This window comes from Deinococcus grandis (assembly GCF_001485435.1).
Taxonomy (GTDB): Bacteria; Deinococcota; Deinococci; order Deinococcales; family Deinococcaceae; genus Deinococcus; species Deinococcus grandis.
In genome coordinates, this window is record NZ_BCMS01000001.1 from 1,744,774 (window position 1) to 1,763,640 (window position 18,867).

18 protein-coding genes are annotated in these 18,867 nt (G+C 69.8%); 8 read left to right on the plus strand and 10 right to left on the minus strand.

Going from position 1 to position 18,867, the window contains the following annotated elements:
• The first annotated feature begins 64 nt into the window (after positions 1-64).
• The 3 genes from DEIGR_RS08605 to DEIGR_RS08615 are packed head-to-tail and all read left to right on the plus strand — an operon-like array spanning position 65 to position 2,474.
• Entirely contained in the window at positions 65-508 is a 444-nt protein-coding gene (locus DEIGR_RS08605; RefSeq protein ID WP_160329924.1) for a hypothetical protein, read from the plus strand.
• Positions 505-1,668 carry a glutathionylspermidine synthase family protein gene (locus DEIGR_RS08610; RefSeq protein WP_058976586.1) on the plus strand — a complete coding sequence of 388 codons (1,164 nt, stop codon included), beginning with the start codon at positions 505-507 and terminating at the stop codon, positions 1,666-1,668. Before DEIGR_RS08605 ends, DEIGR_RS08610 begins: the two co-directional genes overlap by 4 nt.
• The gene (locus DEIGR_RS08615) at positions 1,665-2,474 is read left to right on the plus strand and encodes an ion transporter (protein WP_058976587.1); all 810 of its coding nucleotides are present in this window, start codon (positions 1,665-1,667) and stop codon (positions 2,472-2,474) included. The genes DEIGR_RS08610 and DEIGR_RS08615 overlap by 4 nt, the downstream gene beginning before the upstream one ends.
• A gap of 56 nt (positions 2,475-2,530) precedes the next feature.
• Here the strand turns inward: DEIGR_RS08615 and DEIGR_RS08620 are convergent, their stop codons facing one another.
• From DEIGR_RS08620 to DEIGR_RS08635, 4 genes are all read right to left on the minus strand, one after another.
• Entirely contained in the window at positions 2,531-3,088 is a 558-nt protein-coding gene (locus DEIGR_RS08620; protein WP_058976588.1) for a cob(I)yrinic acid a,c-diamide adenosyltransferase, read from the minus strand.
• A 92-nt stretch (positions 3,089-3,180) separates the two neighbouring features.
• Positions 3,181-4,683 (minus strand): 4-alpha-glucanotransferase, encoded by a 1,503-nt coding sequence (gene malQ, locus DEIGR_RS08625; RefSeq protein WP_058976589.1) that lies wholly within the window; start codon positions 4,681-4,683, stop codon positions 3,181-3,183.
• A 704-nt stretch (positions 4,684-5,387) separates the two neighbouring features.
• Positions 5,388-6,707 carry a S1C family serine protease gene (locus DEIGR_RS08630; RefSeq protein ID WP_058976590.1) on the minus strand — a complete coding sequence of 440 codons (1,320 nt, stop codon included), beginning with the start codon at positions 6,705-6,707 and terminating at the stop codon, positions 5,388-5,390.
• 155 nt (positions 6,708-6,862) lie between these two features.
• Positions 6,863-8,167: a S41 family peptidase gene (locus tag DEIGR_RS08635; RefSeq protein ID WP_058978626.1), complete on the minus strand. Its 1,305-nt coding sequence runs from the start codon at positions 8,165-8,167 to the stop codon at positions 6,863-6,865.
• A gap of 185 nt (positions 8,168-8,352) precedes the next feature.
• Between DEIGR_RS08635 and ftsE the strand changes: the two genes are divergently transcribed.
• The 4 genes from ftsE to rpsP all read left to right on the plus strand — a co-directional run bounded on the left by ftsE (position 8,353) and on the right by rpsP (position 11,823).
• Positions 8,353-9,036, plus strand: a complete 684-nt coding sequence (gene ftsE, locus DEIGR_RS08640) for a cell division ATP-binding protein FtsE (protein ID WP_058976591.1) — start codon at positions 8,353-8,355, stop codon at positions 9,034-9,036.
• 133 nt (positions 9,037-9,169) lie between these two features.
• A complete protein-coding gene (locus tag DEIGR_RS08645; protein WP_058976592.1) occupies positions 9,170-10,033 on the plus strand; it encodes a cell division protein FtsX in 864 nt (287 codons plus the stop codon).
• Positions 10,030-11,436 (plus strand): murein hydrolase activator EnvC family protein, encoded by a 1,407-nt coding sequence (locus DEIGR_RS21475; RefSeq protein WP_058976593.1) that lies wholly within the window; start codon positions 10,030-10,032, stop codon positions 11,434-11,436. The genes DEIGR_RS08645 and DEIGR_RS21475 overlap by 4 nt, the downstream gene beginning before the upstream one ends.
• 138 nt (positions 11,437-11,574) lie before the next feature.
• Positions 11,575-11,823: a 30S ribosomal protein S16 gene (gene rpsP / locus DEIGR_RS08655; RefSeq protein ID WP_046842495.1), complete on the plus strand. Its 249-nt coding sequence runs from the start codon at positions 11,575-11,577 to the stop codon at positions 11,821-11,823.
• Between the two features lie 101 nt (positions 11,824-11,924).
• Here the strand turns inward: rpsP and DEIGR_RS08660 are convergent, their stop codons facing one another.
• The 5 genes from DEIGR_RS08660 to ligA all read right to left on the minus strand — a co-directional run bounded on the left by DEIGR_RS08660 (position 11,925) and on the right by ligA (position 16,185).
• Positions 11,925-12,380 (minus strand): divergent PAP2 family protein, encoded by a 456-nt coding sequence (locus tag DEIGR_RS08660; protein WP_046842496.1) that lies wholly within the window; start codon positions 12,378-12,380, stop codon positions 11,925-11,927.
• Positions 12,364-13,254 carry a bifunctional methylenetetrahydrofolate dehydrogenase/methenyltetrahydrofolate cyclohydrolase FolD gene (folD, locus tag DEIGR_RS08665; protein WP_058976594.1) on the minus strand — a complete coding sequence of 297 codons (891 nt, stop codon included), beginning with the start codon at positions 13,252-13,254 and terminating at the stop codon, positions 12,364-12,366. The genes DEIGR_RS08660 and folD overlap by 17 nt, the downstream gene beginning before the upstream one ends.
• On the minus strand, positions 13,251-13,748 hold the full coding sequence (gene nusB, locus DEIGR_RS08670) for a transcription antitermination factor NusB (RefSeq protein WP_058976595.1): 498 nt from the start codon (positions 13,746-13,748) through the stop codon (positions 13,251-13,253). The genes folD and nusB overlap by 4 nt, the downstream gene beginning before the upstream one ends.
• A complete protein-coding gene (locus DEIGR_RS08675; RefSeq protein ID WP_046844840.1) occupies positions 13,745-14,095 on the minus strand; it encodes an Asp23/Gls24 family envelope stress response protein in 351 nt (116 codons plus the stop codon). The genes nusB and DEIGR_RS08675 overlap by 4 nt, the downstream gene beginning before the upstream one ends.
• 68 nt (positions 14,096-14,163) lie before the next feature.
• On the minus strand, positions 14,164-16,185 hold the full coding sequence (ligA, locus tag DEIGR_RS08680) for an NAD-dependent DNA ligase LigA (protein ID WP_058976596.1): 2,022 nt from the start codon (positions 16,183-16,185) through the stop codon (positions 14,164-14,166).
• Positions 16,186-16,414: 229 nt separating this feature from the next.
• Between ligA and DEIGR_RS08685 the strand changes: the two genes are divergently transcribed.
• Positions 16,415-17,512, plus strand: a complete 1,098-nt coding sequence (locus DEIGR_RS08685; RefSeq protein ID WP_058976597.1) for a BMP family lipoprotein — start codon at positions 16,415-16,417, stop codon at positions 17,510-17,512.
• Positions 17,513-17,745: 233 nt separating this feature from the next.
• Here the strand turns inward: DEIGR_RS08685 and DEIGR_RS08690 are convergent, their stop codons facing one another.
• Positions 17,746-18,846 carry a protease complex subunit PrcB family protein gene (locus DEIGR_RS08690; RefSeq protein WP_058976598.1) on the minus strand — a complete coding sequence of 367 codons (1,101 nt, stop codon included), beginning with the start codon at positions 18,844-18,846 and terminating at the stop codon, positions 17,746-17,748.
• Between the last annotated feature and the right edge of the window lie 21 nt (positions 18,847-18,867).

An 18,867-nucleotide genomic window follows, 5' to 3' on the forward strand; every position in this document is an offset into this window, starting at 1 on the left:
ATCTCCGTCCACCCGTCCCACTCGTTCTTTGCGCGCTCCTCTGCCGGCGCGCGCCGGAGCCCCCATGCCCAGAGAATTCAGCCTGCCCCTGATGACCGCCGTCCTTCCCGCCCTGATCGCGTCGTGCGCGAATCAGCCCGCGCAGGCGGTGAACCAGCCGTACGCGCAGTACGGCGCACTCGGCTCGACCGGTGCCCCCGCGCAGACCGTTCAGGCTCAGACCGTCCCGGACGGGTGTGAACTCGAACTCGACGGCGAGATCGACTGCGATCACGACAGCGTCAAACTGAAGACCGGGAAGAAGAGCGCGACCAGCAGGGTGGCCGGGGCGGTCGTGGCGGGCGTCGCGGCCCGGGCGGCCACCCGCTCCACACCCACCTCCTCCAGCCGTCCAGTCGCCCGGGCAACGTCGACCCGGACCTCCACGAGTGCGGCGTCCAGCGTGTCGCGGGGTGGGTTCACCACCTCGGCCCGCGCGAGCAGCACCGGCAGCGGGGCCGGCGGATGATCCGGCGCACCGTCACACCCCGCCCCGACTGGGAGGCGCGGCTGCGCGAGGTAGGCTTCACGTGGTTCGCGCCCACGCCCGAGCATCCGGTGCCGTACTGGAGCGAGGACGGGTACTACGCCTTCACGCCCGCGCAGATCGAGCAGATCCGAGCGGCCAGTCAGGACCTCACGAATCTGGTGCTGGAGGCGACCGGGCACGCCATCAAGCACGGGCGGCTGGCGGAACTGGGCATCCCCGCGTTCCTGCACAGCGCCGTGCGGGACTCCTGGGAGGGGGACGACCCGACCGTGTACATGCGCCTGGACCTCGCCTACGACGGGCGCGGGGGCGTGAAGCTGCTGGAGGTGAACGCGCAGACGCCCACCAGTCTGCTGGAGGCGGCGGTCAGTCAGTGGCAGTGGCTCGAAGATCAGCAGGCGCGGGGTGAGCTGCCGGCCGGGGCGACCCAGTGGAATACCATCCACGAGGGCCTGACCGAGCAGTGGGCGCACCTGAAGGCCGCGCGGGGCCTGACCGAGGTGGCGTTCAGCAGCGCCCGCGTGGACGAGGACGCCGCGACCGTCACGTACCTGCGGGAACTGGCCGGGGCGGCGGGCCTGCGCACGTCGTTCATCTTCACCGAGGAGCTGGGCACCAGTCCGACGGAGGCGTACCTGCTGGACACCTGGAGTCTGCCCATCCGGCAGCTGATGTGGCTGTGGCCGTTCGAGTTCGCGTGGGAGTCCCGCGACGCTGCGTTCCTGGCGAGCACCGGCACGCGCTTCATCGAGCCGCTGTGGAAGGCCGCCACCGGCAGCAAGGGCCTGCTGGCGGTGCTGCACGAACTGAACCCCGGCCACCCGAACCTGCTGCCCGCGACCCTCACGCCTAGCGCGCTGGGGGCGGACGTGGTGCGTAAGCCGCTGTACTCCCGCGAGGGCCAGAACGTGCAGCTGCCCGGCCAGGAGAGCACGCCCGGCGCGTACGCCGACCTGCCCGTGGTCGAGCAGGCGTACACCGAGCTGCCCACCGCGCACGCCCCGGACGGCCCGCGGTACCCGGTGCTGGGCGTGTGGATCGCCGGGGACGAGGTGTGCGGCCTGGGCATCCGCGAGGGCCGCTCCCGCGTGACCGACAACCGCGCCACGTTCGCCCCGCACGTGGTGCTGCCGGGATGAACGCGCCACCCTCCTTCCGGGAGAAACTGCACTCGTTCCTGGACCCCAGCGACGGCGCGGGCCCCGCCGAACGGGCCTTCAATGCGCTGCTCGTCACGCTCATCCTGCTGACCATCGCCGTGACCATCGCGGGCACGGTCCCCGAGGTGCAGCGCGAGTACGGCCGGGCCATCCGCGTCTTCGATTACGTGTGCGCCTTCGTGTTCGGCCTGGAGTACCTGGGGCGGCTGTACGTCACGCCCCTGCGCCCCGGCGCGGACGGCCGCGTCCGGTCGTACCTGCGCTACGCGACCTCGCCGCTCCCGCTGATCGACCTGCTGGTGCTCGTCTCGCTCATGGTGCCCGCCACGACCGCCCTGGCCAGCCTGCGCGGCCTGCGCCTCCTGAAACTCCTGAGCCTGCTCAAGCTGGGCCGCTACTCGGACTCGCTGCAACTCATCGGGCGGGTCATCCGCCAGCGCGCCGGCGAACTGCTCTCCACGGTGCTCATCGTTCTGGTGTTGGTGTTCATTGCCGCCAGCCTGCTGTACCAGGTGGAGTCCAGCGCGGGCACGAAGGGCTTCGGGAGCATCCCGCAGGCGCTGTGGTGGGCGGTCGTGACCCTGACCACGACCGGGTACGGGGACGTGTACCCCGCCACGCCGCTGGGCAAGGCGGCCGCCGGGCTGATCATGCTGTTCGGGGTGGGCATGGTGGCCCTCCCGGCGGGCATGATCGCCAGCGGGTTCGCCGAGGAACTCTCGCGCCTGCGCCAGCAGGAGACCGCCACGGCGTGCTGCCCGCACTGCGGGAAGGCACTGGAGTAACCGCATGACGAAGGGGGGCGACGGCACACGCGCGTCGCCCCCTTCCATTCACTGTCTCAGCGGCGGCCCTTGACCAGCCACGCGTGTTCCCCGATTCCGGCGGCCTGGTTCGCGGCGCGGGCCATGACGAACAGCAGGTCGGACAGGCGGTTCAGGTACACCTGCACGTGGGCGTTGGCGTCCTCCTCGTGCAGCAGGCGGATCACCTCGCGTTCGGCGCGGCGGGCGACGGTGCGGGCCACATGCAGGCTCGCGGCGACCGGGGTGCCGCCGGGGTGAATGAAGCCCGTGAAGGGCGGGGCGCTCTCCTGGTAGCGGTCGATCATCGCTTCGAGGAACGTCACGTCCTGCTCGTCCATGCGGCTGAGCTTGAGCTCGTAGGTGGTGCCATTGCGCGTGGCGAGGTCGGCGCCGACGTCGAACAGCGCGTTCTGGAGGTATTCGAGGTCGGCGTCCATCTCCTGGCTGGGGCCGTGCGCGCGGGCCAGTCCGATGGCGCTGTTCAGTTCGTCGACGGTGCCGTACGCTTCCACGCGGATGTTCGCCTTGCTGACGCGGTCCGCGCCGTACAGGCCGGTCGTGCCGCCGTCCCCGGTCTTGGTGTAGAGCTTCATGCCCCACAGGGTAGTGGATGGTGAACGGTCGATGGTTGATAGGCGGTCCGGCGACCCTCTATCAACCATCAACCTTCACCTCTCGACTGTCTTTACCGTCCAGTGGTTTCGGTCAGGGCGCGCAGGGTGTGGGCAAGGTCGGGGCGGAGGTCGGCGGCGGCGTAGCGCCACGTCCAGTTGTGGTCGCCGGTGGTGCCGGGGAGGTTCATGCGGGCCTCGGTGCCGAGGTTCATGAGGTCCTGGAGGGGCACGACGGCCAGCCGGGCGCGGCTCTCGAAGGCCATGCGGGTCAGCTGCGCCGCGAAGGTCTCCTCGGTGGGGTCGCTGCTGGTGTACACGCGGAAGTTGTGCCGTTCGAGTTCGTCGGCGTTGCGCCACCAGCCGCGGGTGGTGTCGTTGTCGTGCGTGCCGGTGTACACGACCTGATTCTCCCGCAGGTTGTGCGGCAGGAAGTCGTTCACGCTGAAGTCCCCGCCGCCGAACGCGAACTGCAGGACGGCCATGCCGGGGAAGTCGAAGTCGTCGCGGAGTGTCTCCACGTCGGGCGTGATGACGCCCAGGTCCTCCGCGATGATCGGCAGGGTGCCCAGCGCGTCGCGGACGGCCTCGAACATCTCGTGCCCCCTGGCGGGCACCCACTGGCCGTGGATGGCGGTCTCGGCGGGGAACGGGATCTCCCAGGAGGCCGCGAAGCCGCGGAAGTGGTCGATGCGGATCACGTCGAACAGTTTCAGGCTGCCCTGGAAGCGCTTGATCCACCACGCGTAGCCGTCCCGGTCCATGGCGTCCCAGTTGTACAGGGGGTTGCCCCACAGCTGCCCGGTCTCACTGAAGTAGTCCGGCGGCACGCCCGCGACGACGGTGGGCTGGCCCTGGTCGTCGAAGTAGAACTGGTCGCGGTTCGCCCAGGCGTCGCTGCTGTCCATGGCGACGAAGATCGGGATGTCCCCGATGATCTGGATGCCCTTCTCGGCGGCGTAGCGGCGCAGAACCGTCCACTGGCGGAAGAACAGGAACTGGATGAACTTCACCCGTTCGATGTCTTCCTTCAGGCGGGTGCGGGCGCTGTCCAACGCCTGGGGTTCGCGGTCGCGGGTGCCGGGCTCCCAGGCGTTCCAGGGGAGGCCGCCGTGGGCGTTCTTCAGGGCCATGAACAGCGCGTAGTCGTCCAGCCAGTCGGCTTCCTCGGCCTTGAAGGCGTCGAAGTCGGGTTTCAGGTGCTGGGCGTCCCCGAAGGCGTAGCGGGCGTAGGCGCGTTCCAGCATCTGGTTGCGCCACACGTACTGCTGGCCGAAGTCGACCTTGCCGGGGTTGAATTCGGGCAGGACGTTGAATTCGGTGTCGCTCAGCAGGCCGTGTTCACGCAGGGCGTTCAGGTCGATCAGGTAGGGATTCCCGGCGAAGGCGCTGAACGCCTGGTAGGGACTGTCGCCGTAGCCGGTGGGGCCCAGCGGCATGACCTGCCAGTACTTCTGGCCGGCCAGGGCGAGCCAGTCGACGAACGCGCGGGCGTACTGGCCGAGTTCGCCGATGCCGAACGGGCCGGGGAGGCTGGTGGGGTGCAGCAGGACGCCGCTGGATCGTGGGATGGTCATGGCAGGGAGCCTCCGGTGGAACGGTCGTGGAACGGGAGTGGAAGTGATTCCAGTTAACAGGTCAAATAGTACAGTCCCACACCGTTCCCGGCATAGCCGCGCGACTCTCACAGCCCTCATGTGCCCAGGCAGGCCGGACAGCCGGGGCGGCCACACCGCACGGAACCGACACATAACAGCAGGCTTCAGGGGCGGTGAGCGGTGTTCTGGGCGCCTCCGATACGGATTCCGTCTGTTTCGTTCACAACCCAGAACCACACCGGGTTGCCAACTCCACGACCGGAACCCGTTTCTCTCCTCCTCGCTCCGCTCGGGTTGAAAGGTTTTGCAAACCTTCCAACCGGAGTCCATTTGACACGAGCAGAGCAGCCGTCAATCCCAGCGGCTGGCAGATCTGCCCAGGGGCGTGCCGCTGACCCCCGTGCGGAACTGGACACCGCTGCCCGTTTCCACCACGACGCGGCCGACCTGGCCAGCCCGGCAGGGTCGCGGCAGGCGTGATCAGCGCGGTGAACGGGGCTGCCCCGCACCGGCACAGCCCCGTTCACCTCCGCGCGGGCCGATTGACTTATACGGATTCCGTTTGTTTCGTTGACAACCCGGGACAGCACCGGGTTGCCAACTCCACGTCCGGAACCCGCTTCGGCTCCTACTCGCTCCGCTCGGATTGAACGGCTTCGTCAGCCATTCAATCGGAGTCCGTATTACTGTCCCTGTCCGTCCTCACGCTGAGCGGCGGCCGCCAGGTCGAAGGCCTTCAGGGTGACCTTCACGTCACGCGTCTGCCCGTCACGGACGACGGTCAGGGTGACGGTCTCGCCGATCCTGCGGCTGATGATCTGCTGCGGCAGCTCCTCGACGCCCGCGAGGGGCTGGCCGTCCACGGCGGTGATCACGTCGCCGGGCAGGGTGGTGCGCTGACCGATGGACTCGTCGGTGACGGTCCGGCTGCCCTTCAGGCCGGCGGCGGCGGCGGGACTGCCCTGGTACACCCGGCCGATCAGGACGCCCCGCTCGGGCAGCTTCGCCTGCTTGCGCGCGGCGGCGCTGAGGCTGGCGACGTCGCCGATGCCGACGCCCAGGCTGGGTGTCTGGATGACGGTGCCCTTCCCGGCCTGGAGTTCGGGCAGGAGTTTCTTGACGGTGTTCACGGGGATCGCGAAGCCCACCCCGGCGCTCTGGCCGATGCCGCCGGTGAGGATCTGGGTGTTCACGCCGATGACCTGCCCGGCGCTGTTCAGCAGCGGACCGCCGCTGTTGCCGGGGTTGATGGCGGCGTCGGTCTGGATGACGTTCTGGTTCACGCCCTTCGTGCCGACCGGCACCTGCCGTTCCAGGCTGCTGATGATGCCCTCGGAGACGCTGAAGTCCAGACCGAATGGGGCGCCCATGGCGATGGCTTTCAGGCCCACGTCCAGCTGACTGCTGTCCCCCAGCGGCAGGGCCTTGATCTCGCTCGCGGGGACGCCCTCGGCGCGGATCAGGGCGAGGTCGAAGTCGGGCGCGCGGGCGACGACCTTCGCCATGTAGGTGGTCTTGCTGCCGTGCAGGCGGACCGTGATCTCGCTCGCACCCTCGACGACGTGGTTGTTCGTGATGATGTCGCCGCTGCCCGTCACGAAGAAGCCGCTGCCGGTCCCGGTCTGCTTCTGCTCCTGATCGCCCTGACCCAAGTCGAAGGGCAGCTGCTGCTGCAGGCGCTGGCGCAACTGGGCCTGGGCGCTGCTGCTGTCCCCTTCCGTCACGCTGATGTACACCAGCCCGTCGCGGCGTTCCTTGACGATCTGCACGGTGTTCGCCTCGGATTCCGTGCGGGCGCGGGCATTGTCGTAGGACTGCGCGAGGGTCTGCACCATCTGCCCCTGGCTGGCGGGTGCGCCGGTCGTCGCGGCGCTCGTGACGGCATTTGTGGTGGTGGCGGGCGCCGTGGCCTGGGTGGCGTTCCGCTCGCGGATGTCGTATCCGACCAGTCCGCCCAGGACCAGGGAGCCGGTGAGTGCCAGGATGGACAGGGTCTTGTTCATGCGCGCAGTCTGCCCAGGCGGGGTTACACGTCGGTTAAAACGCGGGTGGGGCCGTCTTCAGGAACGGCAGCGATCCGGCACGGCAGGCATCCGGTACAGCGGAAGGAGGCGGCTCCCCACGCCGGAGAACCACCCCCTCTTCTTTGGCGCGCGGGTTACTGCCCGAGCACCTCGATGGCCTTCTTCAGGATGGCGTCGCCCTGCACGTCCACGACGGCCTCGCCCTGCTGGGCGCTGCGGGTGGGGCGCTTGACCTCACCGGTGTAGCTGAACTTCCCGTCCTTGTCGGCCGTGACGGTCACGGGTTTGCCCTCGACGGTCAGGGTCAGTTTCTCGCCGGGCTTCACGCCGCTGCCGCTGAAGTTCACGGGCGTGGTGTAACGGGTGTCCTTGACCACGATGTCGGGCGTGATGCCCTTCTTGTGGATCTGGCGGCCCTTGGGCGTCAGCCACTCGTTGGACACGATGGCCGCCTTGCCGCCGTCCGGCAGGGTGACGGGGGTCTGCGCGACGCCCTTGCCGAAGGTCTGCTCGCCGATGATCTGCGCGCGGCCGGTGTCCTGCAGCGCGCCGGAGACGACCTCGCTGGCGCTGGCGCTGTTCTTGTTCACCAGGACGACCAGTTTGCCGGTGTAGTCGGTGGGGCTATTGGTGGCGCGGCCGAACACCTGGGTGTTCTTCGCGCGGTCGCGCAGGCTGACGATCGGGCCGCTGCCCAGGAACTGGTCGGCGACGTCCACCCCGGCGTTCAGCAGGCCGCCGCCGTTGTCGCGCAGGTCCAGGATCAGTTTCTGCACGTTCTTCTTCTTCATGTCGGCCACGGCGGCGCGGAACTGCTCGCTGGCCTTCTCGTTGTAGAAGGTGTTCAGCGCGATGTACCCGACCCCTCCGGGCAGCACGGTGGATTCCACGCTGACGATCTGCACCGGCTGGCGTTCCATCTTCACGGTGTACGGCTTGCCGTCACGGGCGAAGGTGACGGTCACCTGGGTGCCCTTCTCGCCGCGCACGAGGCGCACGATCTCGTTCAGTTTCGCGCCGGTCACGTCCTTGTCCCCGATCTTCAGGAACACGTCCCCGATCTGCACCCCGGCGGTGGAGGCCGCGCCGGTCTTGAACACGTTGTCGATCTTCCCGCCGGTGCCGTCCGCGTTCGCGGCGACCAGCGTCACGCCGATCCCGTAGAACTCGCCCTGGAGGTTCGCGGCGTCGATGGCGTTGTCCTCTGGTTCGCTGTAGTACGTGAATTCGTCGCCCAGGCTGCCCAGCGCGCCGGTGATGGCGCCGCGCAGCACCTTGTCCTGATCCACGGGGTACAGGTAGTAGCGGTTCAGGTCGTTCAGCACCTGAATGAGGCTCTTGCCTTCCTTGCTGCTGCTCAGGTTCACCGGGGTGTACCCGCCCAGCTGCGCGTAGGCGACAGCGGCGGTGGCGGCCAGCGCGGCCCCCACGACAGTCATGCGTTTGGCGTTCACGCCGCTCAGGATAGAGCGCGGCGGTGAAGCGAACGTAAGCGTTCTCCGGGTCGCGGGCGTGGGGGGGCGCTCAGGCGTTCATGGGCTGGGCGCGCCCCTGGGCTATCCTGGGCGGCAAGCATGACCAAGCGCATCCACTTACCGCCTCTTCACCTTCCGGGGGAAGCGGCGTGATCGATTTCAAGCACGTGACCCTGGAGTACCCCGTGACCCGTACCCTCGCCCTGGACGACGTGTCGCTGAACATCGGCAAGGGCGAGTTCGTGTACCTCGTGGGCCATTCCGGCGCCGGGAAGAGTTCGTTCATGAACCTGGTCCTGAAGCGGGCGCTGCCCAGCCGGGGCGAGGTGCGCGTGGCGGGCGAGCCGCTCTCGGCGTACCGGGGGCGGCGCACGTCCCTGCTGCGCCGCCGCATGGGCACCGTCTTTCAGGACAACCTGCTGCTGCCGCACCTGAACGCCTTCGACAACGTGGCGTTCGCGCTGCGCGTGACCGGCGTCCCGCAGCGCGAGTGGCCGCAGCGGGTCACGGCGGCCCTGCGGACCGTGGGCCTGGAACACAAGAAGTACGCACTGCCGCTGCAACTGTCGCTGGGCGAGCAGCAGCGCGTGGCGATCGCGCGGGCCATCGTCGGGAACCCGCCGCTGCTGCTCGCGGACGAACCCACCGGGAACCTCGACCCGGACAACAGCCGCGAGGTGCTGAAGGTGCTGCAGAACGTGAACCTGCGCGGCACGACCGTGATCGTCGCCACGCACGCCAAGGACCTCGTGGAAACCTTCCGGCACCGCACCCTGACGCTGCGCAAGGGCAAACTGGTCCGCGACGACCCGTACGGGGGGTACGCGCTGTGAGACGGATTCCGTCTGTTCCGTTCACAACCCGGCAAAGCACCGGGTTGCCAACTCCACGTCCGGAATCCGATCTGCTCCTCCTCGCTTCCGCTCGGATTGAACGGTTGAAAGCAACCATTCAATCGGAGTGCGTATGAAGTACCACCTGAGACAGGCGCTGCTCGCCATGCGCGGCAACGTCACCGCGACCCTCGCCACGCTGATGACCATGACCCTGACCCTGCTGATGCTGGGCTTCGTGCTGCTGCTCACGCTGAACGTGAACCGCACCATCGAACAGCTGGAGGGACAGGTGGAGGTCGCGGCGTTCCTGGCGGGCGACGCGCAGGACGACGCGCTGCTCGCGCAGGCCCGCGCGATCCCGCAGGTCCGTGACGCGCGGCTGGTCACCAGCGCGCAGGTGCTGACCGAGATGACGCAGGACTCTCCGTTCGCGCGGGACGCGGCCGCGCTCGTCGGGAACCCCTACCCGGACACGCTGCGCCTGCGGGTGGCCCGCGTGGAGGACACCCGCACGGTCGCCGCGCAGGTCGCCGCGCTGCCCGGCGTGGACGACGTCGAGTACGGCGCCGGGTACGTGGACACCACCGTCCGCACCCTGAGTGCCGTGCGGCTGGCCGGGTACCTGCTGGTGGGCCTGCTGCTGCTGGGCACGCTGTTCAACATCCTGAACGCCGTGCGGGTCGCCATGTACGCCCGCCGCGACGAGATCAGCGTCATGCGCCTTCTGGGTGCCACGCGCGGCTTCATCCGCATGCCGCACGTGCTGGAGGGCCTGATCGTGGGCGCCCTGGCCGCCGCGCTGGCCCTGGCGATCCTGACCCCGGCGTACCTGAGCCTCACGCAGCGCGTGCAGCAGCTCGCCCCGGTCTTCCCCGTCGTGCGCGACCCCGGCACCCTCGCCCCGCTGCTGGGCGGCGTGGCCTGCCTGGGCATCCTGATCGGCCTGCTGGGCAGCGTGTTCGCCACCCGCCGCTACCTCCAGGAGCTGGAGTGAAGGCCGCCCGCGCGCTGGCCCTGACGCTGCTGCTGGGCGTCGGGAGCGCGCAGGACACGAGCACCCGCCTGGACCAGCTGCAACAGCAGCTTCAGGAGCAGCGGCAGCTGAGTGCCCAGAAGGCCCGTGAACTCGCGGCCGCGCGCGCCCGCATTCAAAACCTGACCGCGCAGCAACGCCAGACCCTCAAGCAACTGGACGACCTCGCCCGGCGCACCGCGACGCTGGAGAACGAGCTGGCCACCGTCACCGCCCGCGTGGCCCTCGCGCAGCGGCAGCTGACCGACACCACCGAGCAGCTGACCGTCACGCGCGCCCAGGTCGAGCGGCTCCGGGGGGACGTGCGCGAGGTCATGCAGCTCATGTACCGCCAGCGCAGCGGGCAGTACCTGCAGCTGCTCTCGCAGGCGCGCAGCCTCCCGGATCTGCTGATCCGCCTGCGGTACACCAACATGGCCGGCGAGTACCAGACGCAGGTCCTGGCCGGGCTGCGCGCGCAGGCCACCGCGCTGCGCACGCAGGAGCAGGCGCAGCGGCAGCAGACGGCCGAACTGAAGGCGCTCCAGGCGCAGCGGACCGGGAAACTCGCCGCGCTGCGCGCCCAGCGGCAACAGCAGAACGCCCTGCTGGCCCGGCTGCGGACCAATGAGCAGGGCCAGCGGACCCTGGCCGCGCAGCGCGCCGCCGAGCAGGCTCTCGCCGCGCAGCAGGTCGATCAGCTCGTCGGGCAGGTCGTCGCCGAGCGCGCCCGCCTGGAGGCCGAGCGGCAGCGCCGCCTGGAAGAGGAACGTCGCCGCCGCGAGGAGGAGGCGCGCCGCATCCGCGAGGCGCAGGAACGCGCGCGTCAGGAGGCGCTGCGTCTGGCGCAGCTTCGTCAGGCGCAGGCGGCCGCCGCGGCCCGGCAGGCCCAGGCGGCCCGCGCCGCGCAGCTCCAGCGGGACCAGCAGGCGCGCGCCGCGCAGCTGGAACGTGAGCGGCAGGCCCTCGCGCAGCGGCAGGCGCAGGTGCAGCAGGCCCAGGCGCAGGTCGAGCAGCAGCTCGCACCCCTGCCGCCCGTCAGCGGACCGGCGGGTTTCCCGCTGCCCGGCGGGCGGGTCCTGGCCGCGTACGGCGCGAACGGCGCCCCGTGGGTCGTGCTGACCGGCGCGTCCCAGGTGGTCGCCGCCGAGGGCGGGAACGTCCTGGCCGTCACGTCGTACGCGTCGCTGGGCTGGGTGGTGCTGATCGATCACGGCAGCAGCGTCAGCGCGTACCTGGGTCTGCGCGACCCGCTGATCAGCGTGGGCAGCCGCGTGGCGCGCGGCACGCCGCTGGGCGCGGTGGGCGGCAGCTCGATCATCGGGCCGGGCAACATGGCCTTCCAGCTCCGTCAGGGCGGGCAACCGGTCGCGCCGCGCTTTTGAGCCCACCCGGCCCTTGATGCGGTGCGGGCCGGTCTGATACTCTTCTTCGGTGCGCTTACCGGTTGGCTGCTGACGGGCGCATTTCCCCGTGATCCTAGCGGGAGCTTTACCCTCAAATACCCCAGTTGGAGAACTACCATGGTCAAGATTCGCCTGTCCCGCTTCGGTTCCACCCACAACCCCCACTACCGCATCGTCGTTGCCGACGCGCGCCGTCCCCGTGACGGTGGGTACATCGAGAACCTGGGCCACTACGACCCCCGCAAGACCACCGAGAACTACCTCAAGGTGAACGTCGAGCGCGCCCAGTACTGGCTCGCCAACGGCGCCCAGCCCACCCAGACCGCCCGCCGCCTGCTCAAGAGCCAGGGCGTCAAGGTTTCCTGAGTTCCCCCGGAACTTGAAGCCCCCCGCGTGGGGGCTTTTTCCATGTGGTGAACCGGACGCGCGCCGCCCCGGCATGTGCGGGGCGGCGCGCGTGTGTGCCGTCAGCGGCTAAAGGCGATGAACCCGGCGGCCACGCCGAGCAGCGTGCCGACGAGCACCTCCAGGTAGGTGTGGCCCAGCAGGACCCGCAGAGGCAGCGGCGCGAAGCCCTCGCGGACGACGGCGCGGAGTTCCTCGACGAGGTCGTTCAGCAGCCGAGCCTGCTGGCCGCTGCTGTGGCGCACGCCGGTCGCGTCGTACATGACGATCAGGGCGAACACCGCGCTCGCGGCGAACAGGGGGCTGCCGACCCCCTCGGTGATGCCGACGCCGGTCGTGAGCGCGGCGACCATGGCAGAGTGGCTGCTGGGCATGCCGCCGGTCTCCATGAACGCGCCGGGGCGCCAGCGGCGTTCGATCAGGAGGATCAGGAACACCTTGAGCAGTTGCGCGGCGGTGCTGCTCAGGACGGCCACCCACAGCCAGCGGTTGCTCAGCAGGTCAGCGAACGAGTTCACCGGTGACCTCGGGCTGGGCGTGCTGGCGTTCGGCGGCGATGACGGTGTTCATCAGGAGCTGCGCGACGGTCATGGGGCCCACCCCGCCGGGGACGGGCGTCAGGGCGCCCGCGACCTGCGCGACGTCCGGGTGGACGTCTCCGGTCAGGCGGCCCCGGCCGTCCTCGGTGGGGACGCGGTTGATGCCGACGTCCACGACGGTCGCGCCGGGGCGGACCATGTCCGGGGTGATCAGGTGGGCCTGCCCGGCGGCGACGATCAGGATGTCGGCCCCTCGGGTCACGGCGCCCAGGTCGGGCGTGGCGCGGTGGGCGACGGTCACGGTGGCGTCGGCGTTCAGCAGCAGGCCCGCGACGGGGCGGCCCACCAGGGCGCTGCGGCCCACCACGACGACCCGCGCGCCGCGCACGGGCACGCCGTGGTGCGCCAGCAGCGCCATGATCCCGGCCGGGGTGCAGGGGCGCAGCCCCTCATGGGCGTTCCACAGTGCGCCGGTATTCGCCGGGTGCAGGCCGTCCACGTCCTTGGCGGGGTTCACGGCCAGCAGGACGGGTGCGGGGTCCAGGTGGGCAGGCAGGGGCAGCTGCACCAGGATGCCGCTGACGGCCGGGTCGGCGTTCAGCGTGCCGATCAGGGCCAGCAGGTCGGCCTGGGTGGTGTCCCCGGGCAGGGCGTGCACGTGGCTGCTCAGCCCGACCTCCGAGGCCTTCTTCGCCTTGCCGCGCACGTAGGAGACGCTGGCGGGGTCCTCCCCCACCCGCACCAGGGCGAGGTGAGGGGGGTGGGGCAGGCGCGCGGCGCGGCGGCGGGCCTCGTCCAGCAGCGCGGCGGCGGCGGGCGGCCCGGCGAGGACCTGCGCGGTCCCCTGGGTCACTCCTGCGGCTCCTCGCGGGTGGCGGGCTTCTGTTTCTCGTTCAGGCTGCGGCTCAGGCCTGCCAGGACGCCGTTCACGAAGCGGCCAGAGTCGTCCCCGCCGAACTTGCGGGCGATGCGCACGGCGCTCTCGATGACGGGCGGGTGGGGTTCGGGGGTGTACATCATCTCGAAGGTCGCCAGGCGCAGGACGTTCAGGTCGGTCTGGGCCATCTGGTCGAAGCTCCAGCCGCGGATGGTGCGGCGCAGGGTGGCGTCCACGTCGGGGCGGGCGGCGTTGATGCCCTGCACGAGTTCCTGCGCGAAGGTCAGGGCCTCGTCGCTGAGGGCGGGGTAGGTGTCGTCCCCGCCGCGCATGCTGCCCTCGGCGCGGGTGAAGACGCTCTGCATGGGGAGGTTGCCCCGGTCGGCTTCGAACAGCACGCGGAACGCGAATTCACGCGCGGCGCGGCGGGTGCCGACGGGCGCGGCGGCCTTCTCGCGGCGGCGGGTCACGCCTGGCCACCCTTGGGCACGCAAACGTTCTGCACGGTGACGTTCACGGCGCGCACGCGCAGGCCGGTCATGAGTTCGATGTTCTCGCGCACGGCCTGCTGGACCTTCTCGGCGGTGCCGGTCAGGCTGCGGCCGAATTCGATGTTCAGGCCGACGTCCACGGTGACGTCCTGACCTTCGCGGGTGACTTTCAGGGCGCGGGGTTTGCGGCCGGGCGTCTGGGTGCGCAGCACCTCGCCGACCTTCAGGGGCGTGGTGGCGACCTCGGTGCCCTCGATGCCGTCCAGGGTGGTGGCGGCGATGTCCATCAGGACGCTTTTGCTGATCTCGACTTCGGGTGTTGCCATGCTGGTCTTGCCTCCGGTTCGCGCGGGATGGACGCGCGACAATACCGCCCAGTGTACCTGCTGGGCGTTCAGTTGGTCACGCCGCGCGCGGCGAGCAGCTCGTCCAGGGCCGCCTCGTCCAGCACGGTCACGCCGAGTTCCTGCGCGCGGGCCAGTTTGCTGCCCGCCTCCTCCCCGGCGATCAGGTAGCTGGTCTTCTTCGTGACGCTGCCCGTGACGCGCCCCCCGGCCTGTTCCAGCTGCGCCTTGATGGCGTCGCGGGGGCGGCCCAGCGTGCCGGTGATCACGAAGTTCAGGCCCTGCAGCTGTTCGCCGCGCGTGACCTGTTCCTCCTGGGGGTTCACGCCGTGGTCGCGCAGGCGGGCGATCAGGTCCCGCATGCTGGGGTCGGCCAGGGACGCGGTGACGCTCTGGGCGATCACGCCGCCCAGGCCGGGCACGTTCTCGATCTGCTCGGGCGTCGCGGCGAGCAGGGCGTCGAGCGTGCCGAAGGCGCGGGCGAGCGCCTGGGCGTTGCGTTCCCCGACGTGGTTCATGCCCAGCGCGTTCACGAGTCGCCACAGGGGCTTACTCCGGCTGGCGTCCAGCTGGGACAGGATGTTCTGCGCCTTCTTCTCGCCGCTGCGGTCCAGCGAACCCAGCTGCTCGGCACTCAGGGCGTAGAGGTCGGCGGCGTCGCGCACGAGGCCGGTCTCGATGAGCTGCGCGACCAGTTTCTCGCCGATGCCGCGCACGTCCATCGCGCCGCGCGACACGAAGTACCGGATGCGCTCGAAGGCCTGCGAGGGGCAGGCGGGGTTCGGGCAGTAGGTGTTCGCGTCGCCCTCGGCGCGCGTGACCTCGTGGACGCACTCGGGGCAGTGGGTGGGGAACTCGAAGGGCTGGGCATCCGCAGGGCGCTTTTCGGTCAGGACGCGCATGATCTGCGGGATCACGCCGCCGGACTTGCGCACGACGACCGTGTCCCCGATCCGCAGGTCCAGGTCGCGGATGAAGTCCTCGTTGTGCAGGGTGGCGCGGCTGACGGTGCTGCCCTCGATCAGGCGCGGCGCGAGGTGCGCCAGCGGCGCGAGCTTCCCGGTGCGGCCCACGTTCACGCTGATGGCCTCCAGGGTTGTCTCGACCTCCTCCACCGGGAACTTGTACGCGATGGCCCACCGGGGCGCGCGGCTGGTGAAGCCCGCCTCCTCCTGCGCGCGCAGGTCGTTCAGTTTCAGGACGGTGCCGTCCGCGTCGAACTCGAAGGCGCTGCGCGCGGCGGTCATGCGGGCGTGGTAGTCGGCGGCGGCGGCCAGGCCGTGCAGTTCCTCGCTGTGCTCGCTGGTGGGAAAGCCCTGTTCACGGAGCCACGCCAGCACCTCACCCTGCGTGCGGGCGGGCACCCCGTCGCGTTTGCCCAGCGCGTACAGGATCGCCTTCAGGTTCCGGCTGCGGGTCACCTCCGGGTCCTTCTGGCGCAGCGCGCCCGCCGCGCCGTTGCGGGGGTTCTTCAGCAGCGGCGTGCCGAGTTCCTCGGCCTGCGCGTTGAACGCCGCGAAGTCCGCGCGGCTCATGTACACCTCGCCGCGCACCTCCAGTTCCCCGCGCAGACCGGGCAGCGTGGTGGGAATGCCGGGCACCGTCAGCACCTGCGCGGTGACGATCTCGCCCGTCACGCCGTTGCCGCGTGTGGCCGCCCACTGCAACTCGCCGTCCAGGTAGTAGAGGTTCACGCTCAGCCCGTCGATCTTCAGTTCGCCCGTGAACGTGAAGTCGTCGTGCTCCGCCGGGAGGCCTAGGGCGCGGGCCAGTTTCTCCTGCCAGTCACGCAGCTCCGCGTCGTCGAATGCATTGTCCAGGCTGGTCATGGGCGTGGGGTGATTCACGGGCTGGAACGCGGCGGCGGGCGCGCCACCGACCGTCTGCGCGGGACTGTCCGCACCGGCCTGCGCGGCCCAGTCCGGGTGCGCCGCTTCCAGGTTCCGCAGTTCGCGCGCCAGGGCGTCGTAGGTGTCGTCGGGAATGCTGGGGGCGTCCTGCTCGTAGTAGGCGCGGTTGTGGGCGGCCACCTCGGCCCGCAGGGCCAGGTAACGGTCAAACTCGGTCGTCATGGCCGGTAGCGTACCATTCAGCTTCAATTCAGCTTGGAACAGTACGATGCCCCCTGGCCCGAACTCCCCACCGCGCTCCTGAAGGCTAAAGAATCACACAATCCGCCGTTCATCCGCCGTGAGGAATCTGACCGGACCTCCACCGTGAACCGGGGGTCTAGACACCCACCAAAATCCGTATACTCTATTCAAGCAATCCACGCACCAACTTCCCCCGGAGGAACATCACATGAAGAAGATCCTGACCCTGGCCCTCGCCATGACCGCCACCGCCGCCTCCGCCCAGGCCCTCCGCGTCGGCCTCGCCTACGACGCCGGCGGCAAGTTTGACAAGAGCTTCAACCAGAGCGCCTACGAAGGCAGCCAGCGCGCCAAGAAGAACCTCGGCATCGAGACCAAGGACTTCGAACCCAGCGACCCCAGCCAGACCGTGCAAGGCATCCGCCAGTTCGCGCAGGACGGCTTCGACCTGACCGTCGGCGTGGGCTTCGCCAACAACGCCAGCATCAGCCAGGTCGCCAAGGAGAACCCCGACCTGTTCTTCGGCCTCGTTGACGACGTCTCCCCCGAGAAGAACGTCGCCAGTCTCGTCTTCCAGGAAGAGCAGGGCAGCTACCTCGTCGGCTACCTCGCGGGCATGAACAGCTCCACCGGCGTCGTCGGCTTCGTCGGCGGCATGGACATCCCCCTGATCCACAAGTTCGAGGCCGGCTTCGCCGCGGGCGCCAAGGCCGCCAACGCCAAGGTCAAGGTCATCGCGCAGTACGTCGGCACCACCCCCGACGCCTGGAACAACCCCGGTAAGGCCAAGGAAATCGCGGGCAGCATGCGCGCCAAGGGTGCGGACATCATCTTCGCCGCCGCCGGTGCGTCCGGCAACGGCGTGATCGACTACATCAAGCAGACCCAGTGCGTGAAGGCCGCGAACCTCCCCAGCGGCGTGAAGTTCACCACCAACAACTTCGCCAAGGTCGCCAAGAGCGCCGCGTACCAGAAGGCCTGCGCCGGCAACACCCGCCCCATGTTCTTCATCGGCGTGGACAGCAACCAGAACTACCTGGGCGACTTCGACAAGAACCCCGCCACCATGAACCACGGCCTGACCAGCATGCTCAAGCGCGTGGACAACGCCGTGTACGCCCTGATCCAGGACGTCAAGAACAACAAGTTCAAGGGCGGCGAGCGTCGCTTCGGCCTGAAGGACGCGGGCGTCGGCTACGCCGTCGACCAGTACAACAAGGCCCTGATCAGCAGCGCCCAGGTCGCCAAGGTCGAGGCCGTCAAGGCCAAGATCATCAGCGGCGCCATCAAGGTTCCCACCAAGTAAGGCCCACGCCTGACCCGAAACGGCCCCCAGCGGGGCCGTTTTCACGTACCTGTGGTGTGAACTCCCGTCACACTCCTCCTGACGGTGCCACGGACGTGACGGTCCAGGGGGGGTCCACGCCCGGGCGCCTCAGCGCTGCACCGGATCAGGTCACGTCTGGACGTCCTAGGACCACGACAGACAGGAGCGGTCACCCTCTGTGGGATGACCGCTCCTGCCGCGTGAAGCTGGGGTCAGCGCACCTGTCCGCCGCCCGTGGCGGTGGGGAGCGGCTGGCCGTTCTCGTCGATGACGGTCACGGCCGAGTAGCTGCCGGGGACACTCACGATGGCCCAGGGGCTGGTGATGACCTGCGCGAGGATCGCGCCCGGTGCGGGGGCGGTCAGGCGGACGCGCAGGGTCAGCTGCGTGCCGCTGCTGCTGGCGCTGACGACCTGCACGCCGTACCCGCCGGTGGGGCGCTGGCCCAGGAACACGCCGATCAGGGTGCGGCCCGTGACGCTGGGGGGCGTGGGGACGCTGCTCTGGCGGCCGTACGCGCGGGCGTACAGGCTGCTGGCGGCGCTGGCGGTAGCGGCGACCTGCACGCCGGCCTCGCTGGTGTTGGCGTTGGTGCCGGTGGCGATCTGGGTGACGGTCACGTTGCCTCCGGGGGTCGGCGTGGTGGGGGTCGGGGTGGTGGGGGTGCCAGGCAGGGGGCGGGGGGGCTGGACCTGGGCGGTGGGGACGCTGCTCAGGATGTACAGGTCGCTGCGCAGGTGCTCGGTGGGCGTGGGTTCCACCGCGAGTGCCGGGGCGGGCTGGTTGGCGAGGACGGCCACGGCCAGCGGTCCCTGGGGGCGCAGGGTGTCGCTCAGGACGCGGGCCTCGTCGTCGGTCAGCTGCCCGGCGCCTTTCAGGCCGTCCACGCGGGTGCCGCCGACCGTGCCGATGGTGCCGTTCAGGCGGGTCCAGCTCTGGCCGTCGGTGTAGTACACGGCGCTGATCTGCGCGCCGCTGGCGGGCGTGACGGTGAAGGCGCTGCCCTGGCGGGTGACGGTGACCTGCGCGGGGAGGGTGGCGGTGGGTTCGCGGTAGGTGGCCTTGCCGTTCACGCTGAGGCTGCCGGGCGTGGCGATGGGATCGCTGACCTGGGCGCGCAGGTCGGCGCTCTGACTGCCGAGTTTCACGCTGCTGGCGCTGCCCTGGAGGGTGCCGTACACCCACACGACGCGTTCCTGCGCGCCGCCGTACAGAACGGCCTCGTGGACTTTCAGGTTGCCGGGGCCGGTCATGGAGCATGCGCTGAGCAGTCCAGCGCCGAGGAGGGCGGCGGCGAGCAGGGTTCGTTTCATGAGTCCCAGCTTATGAGCGCA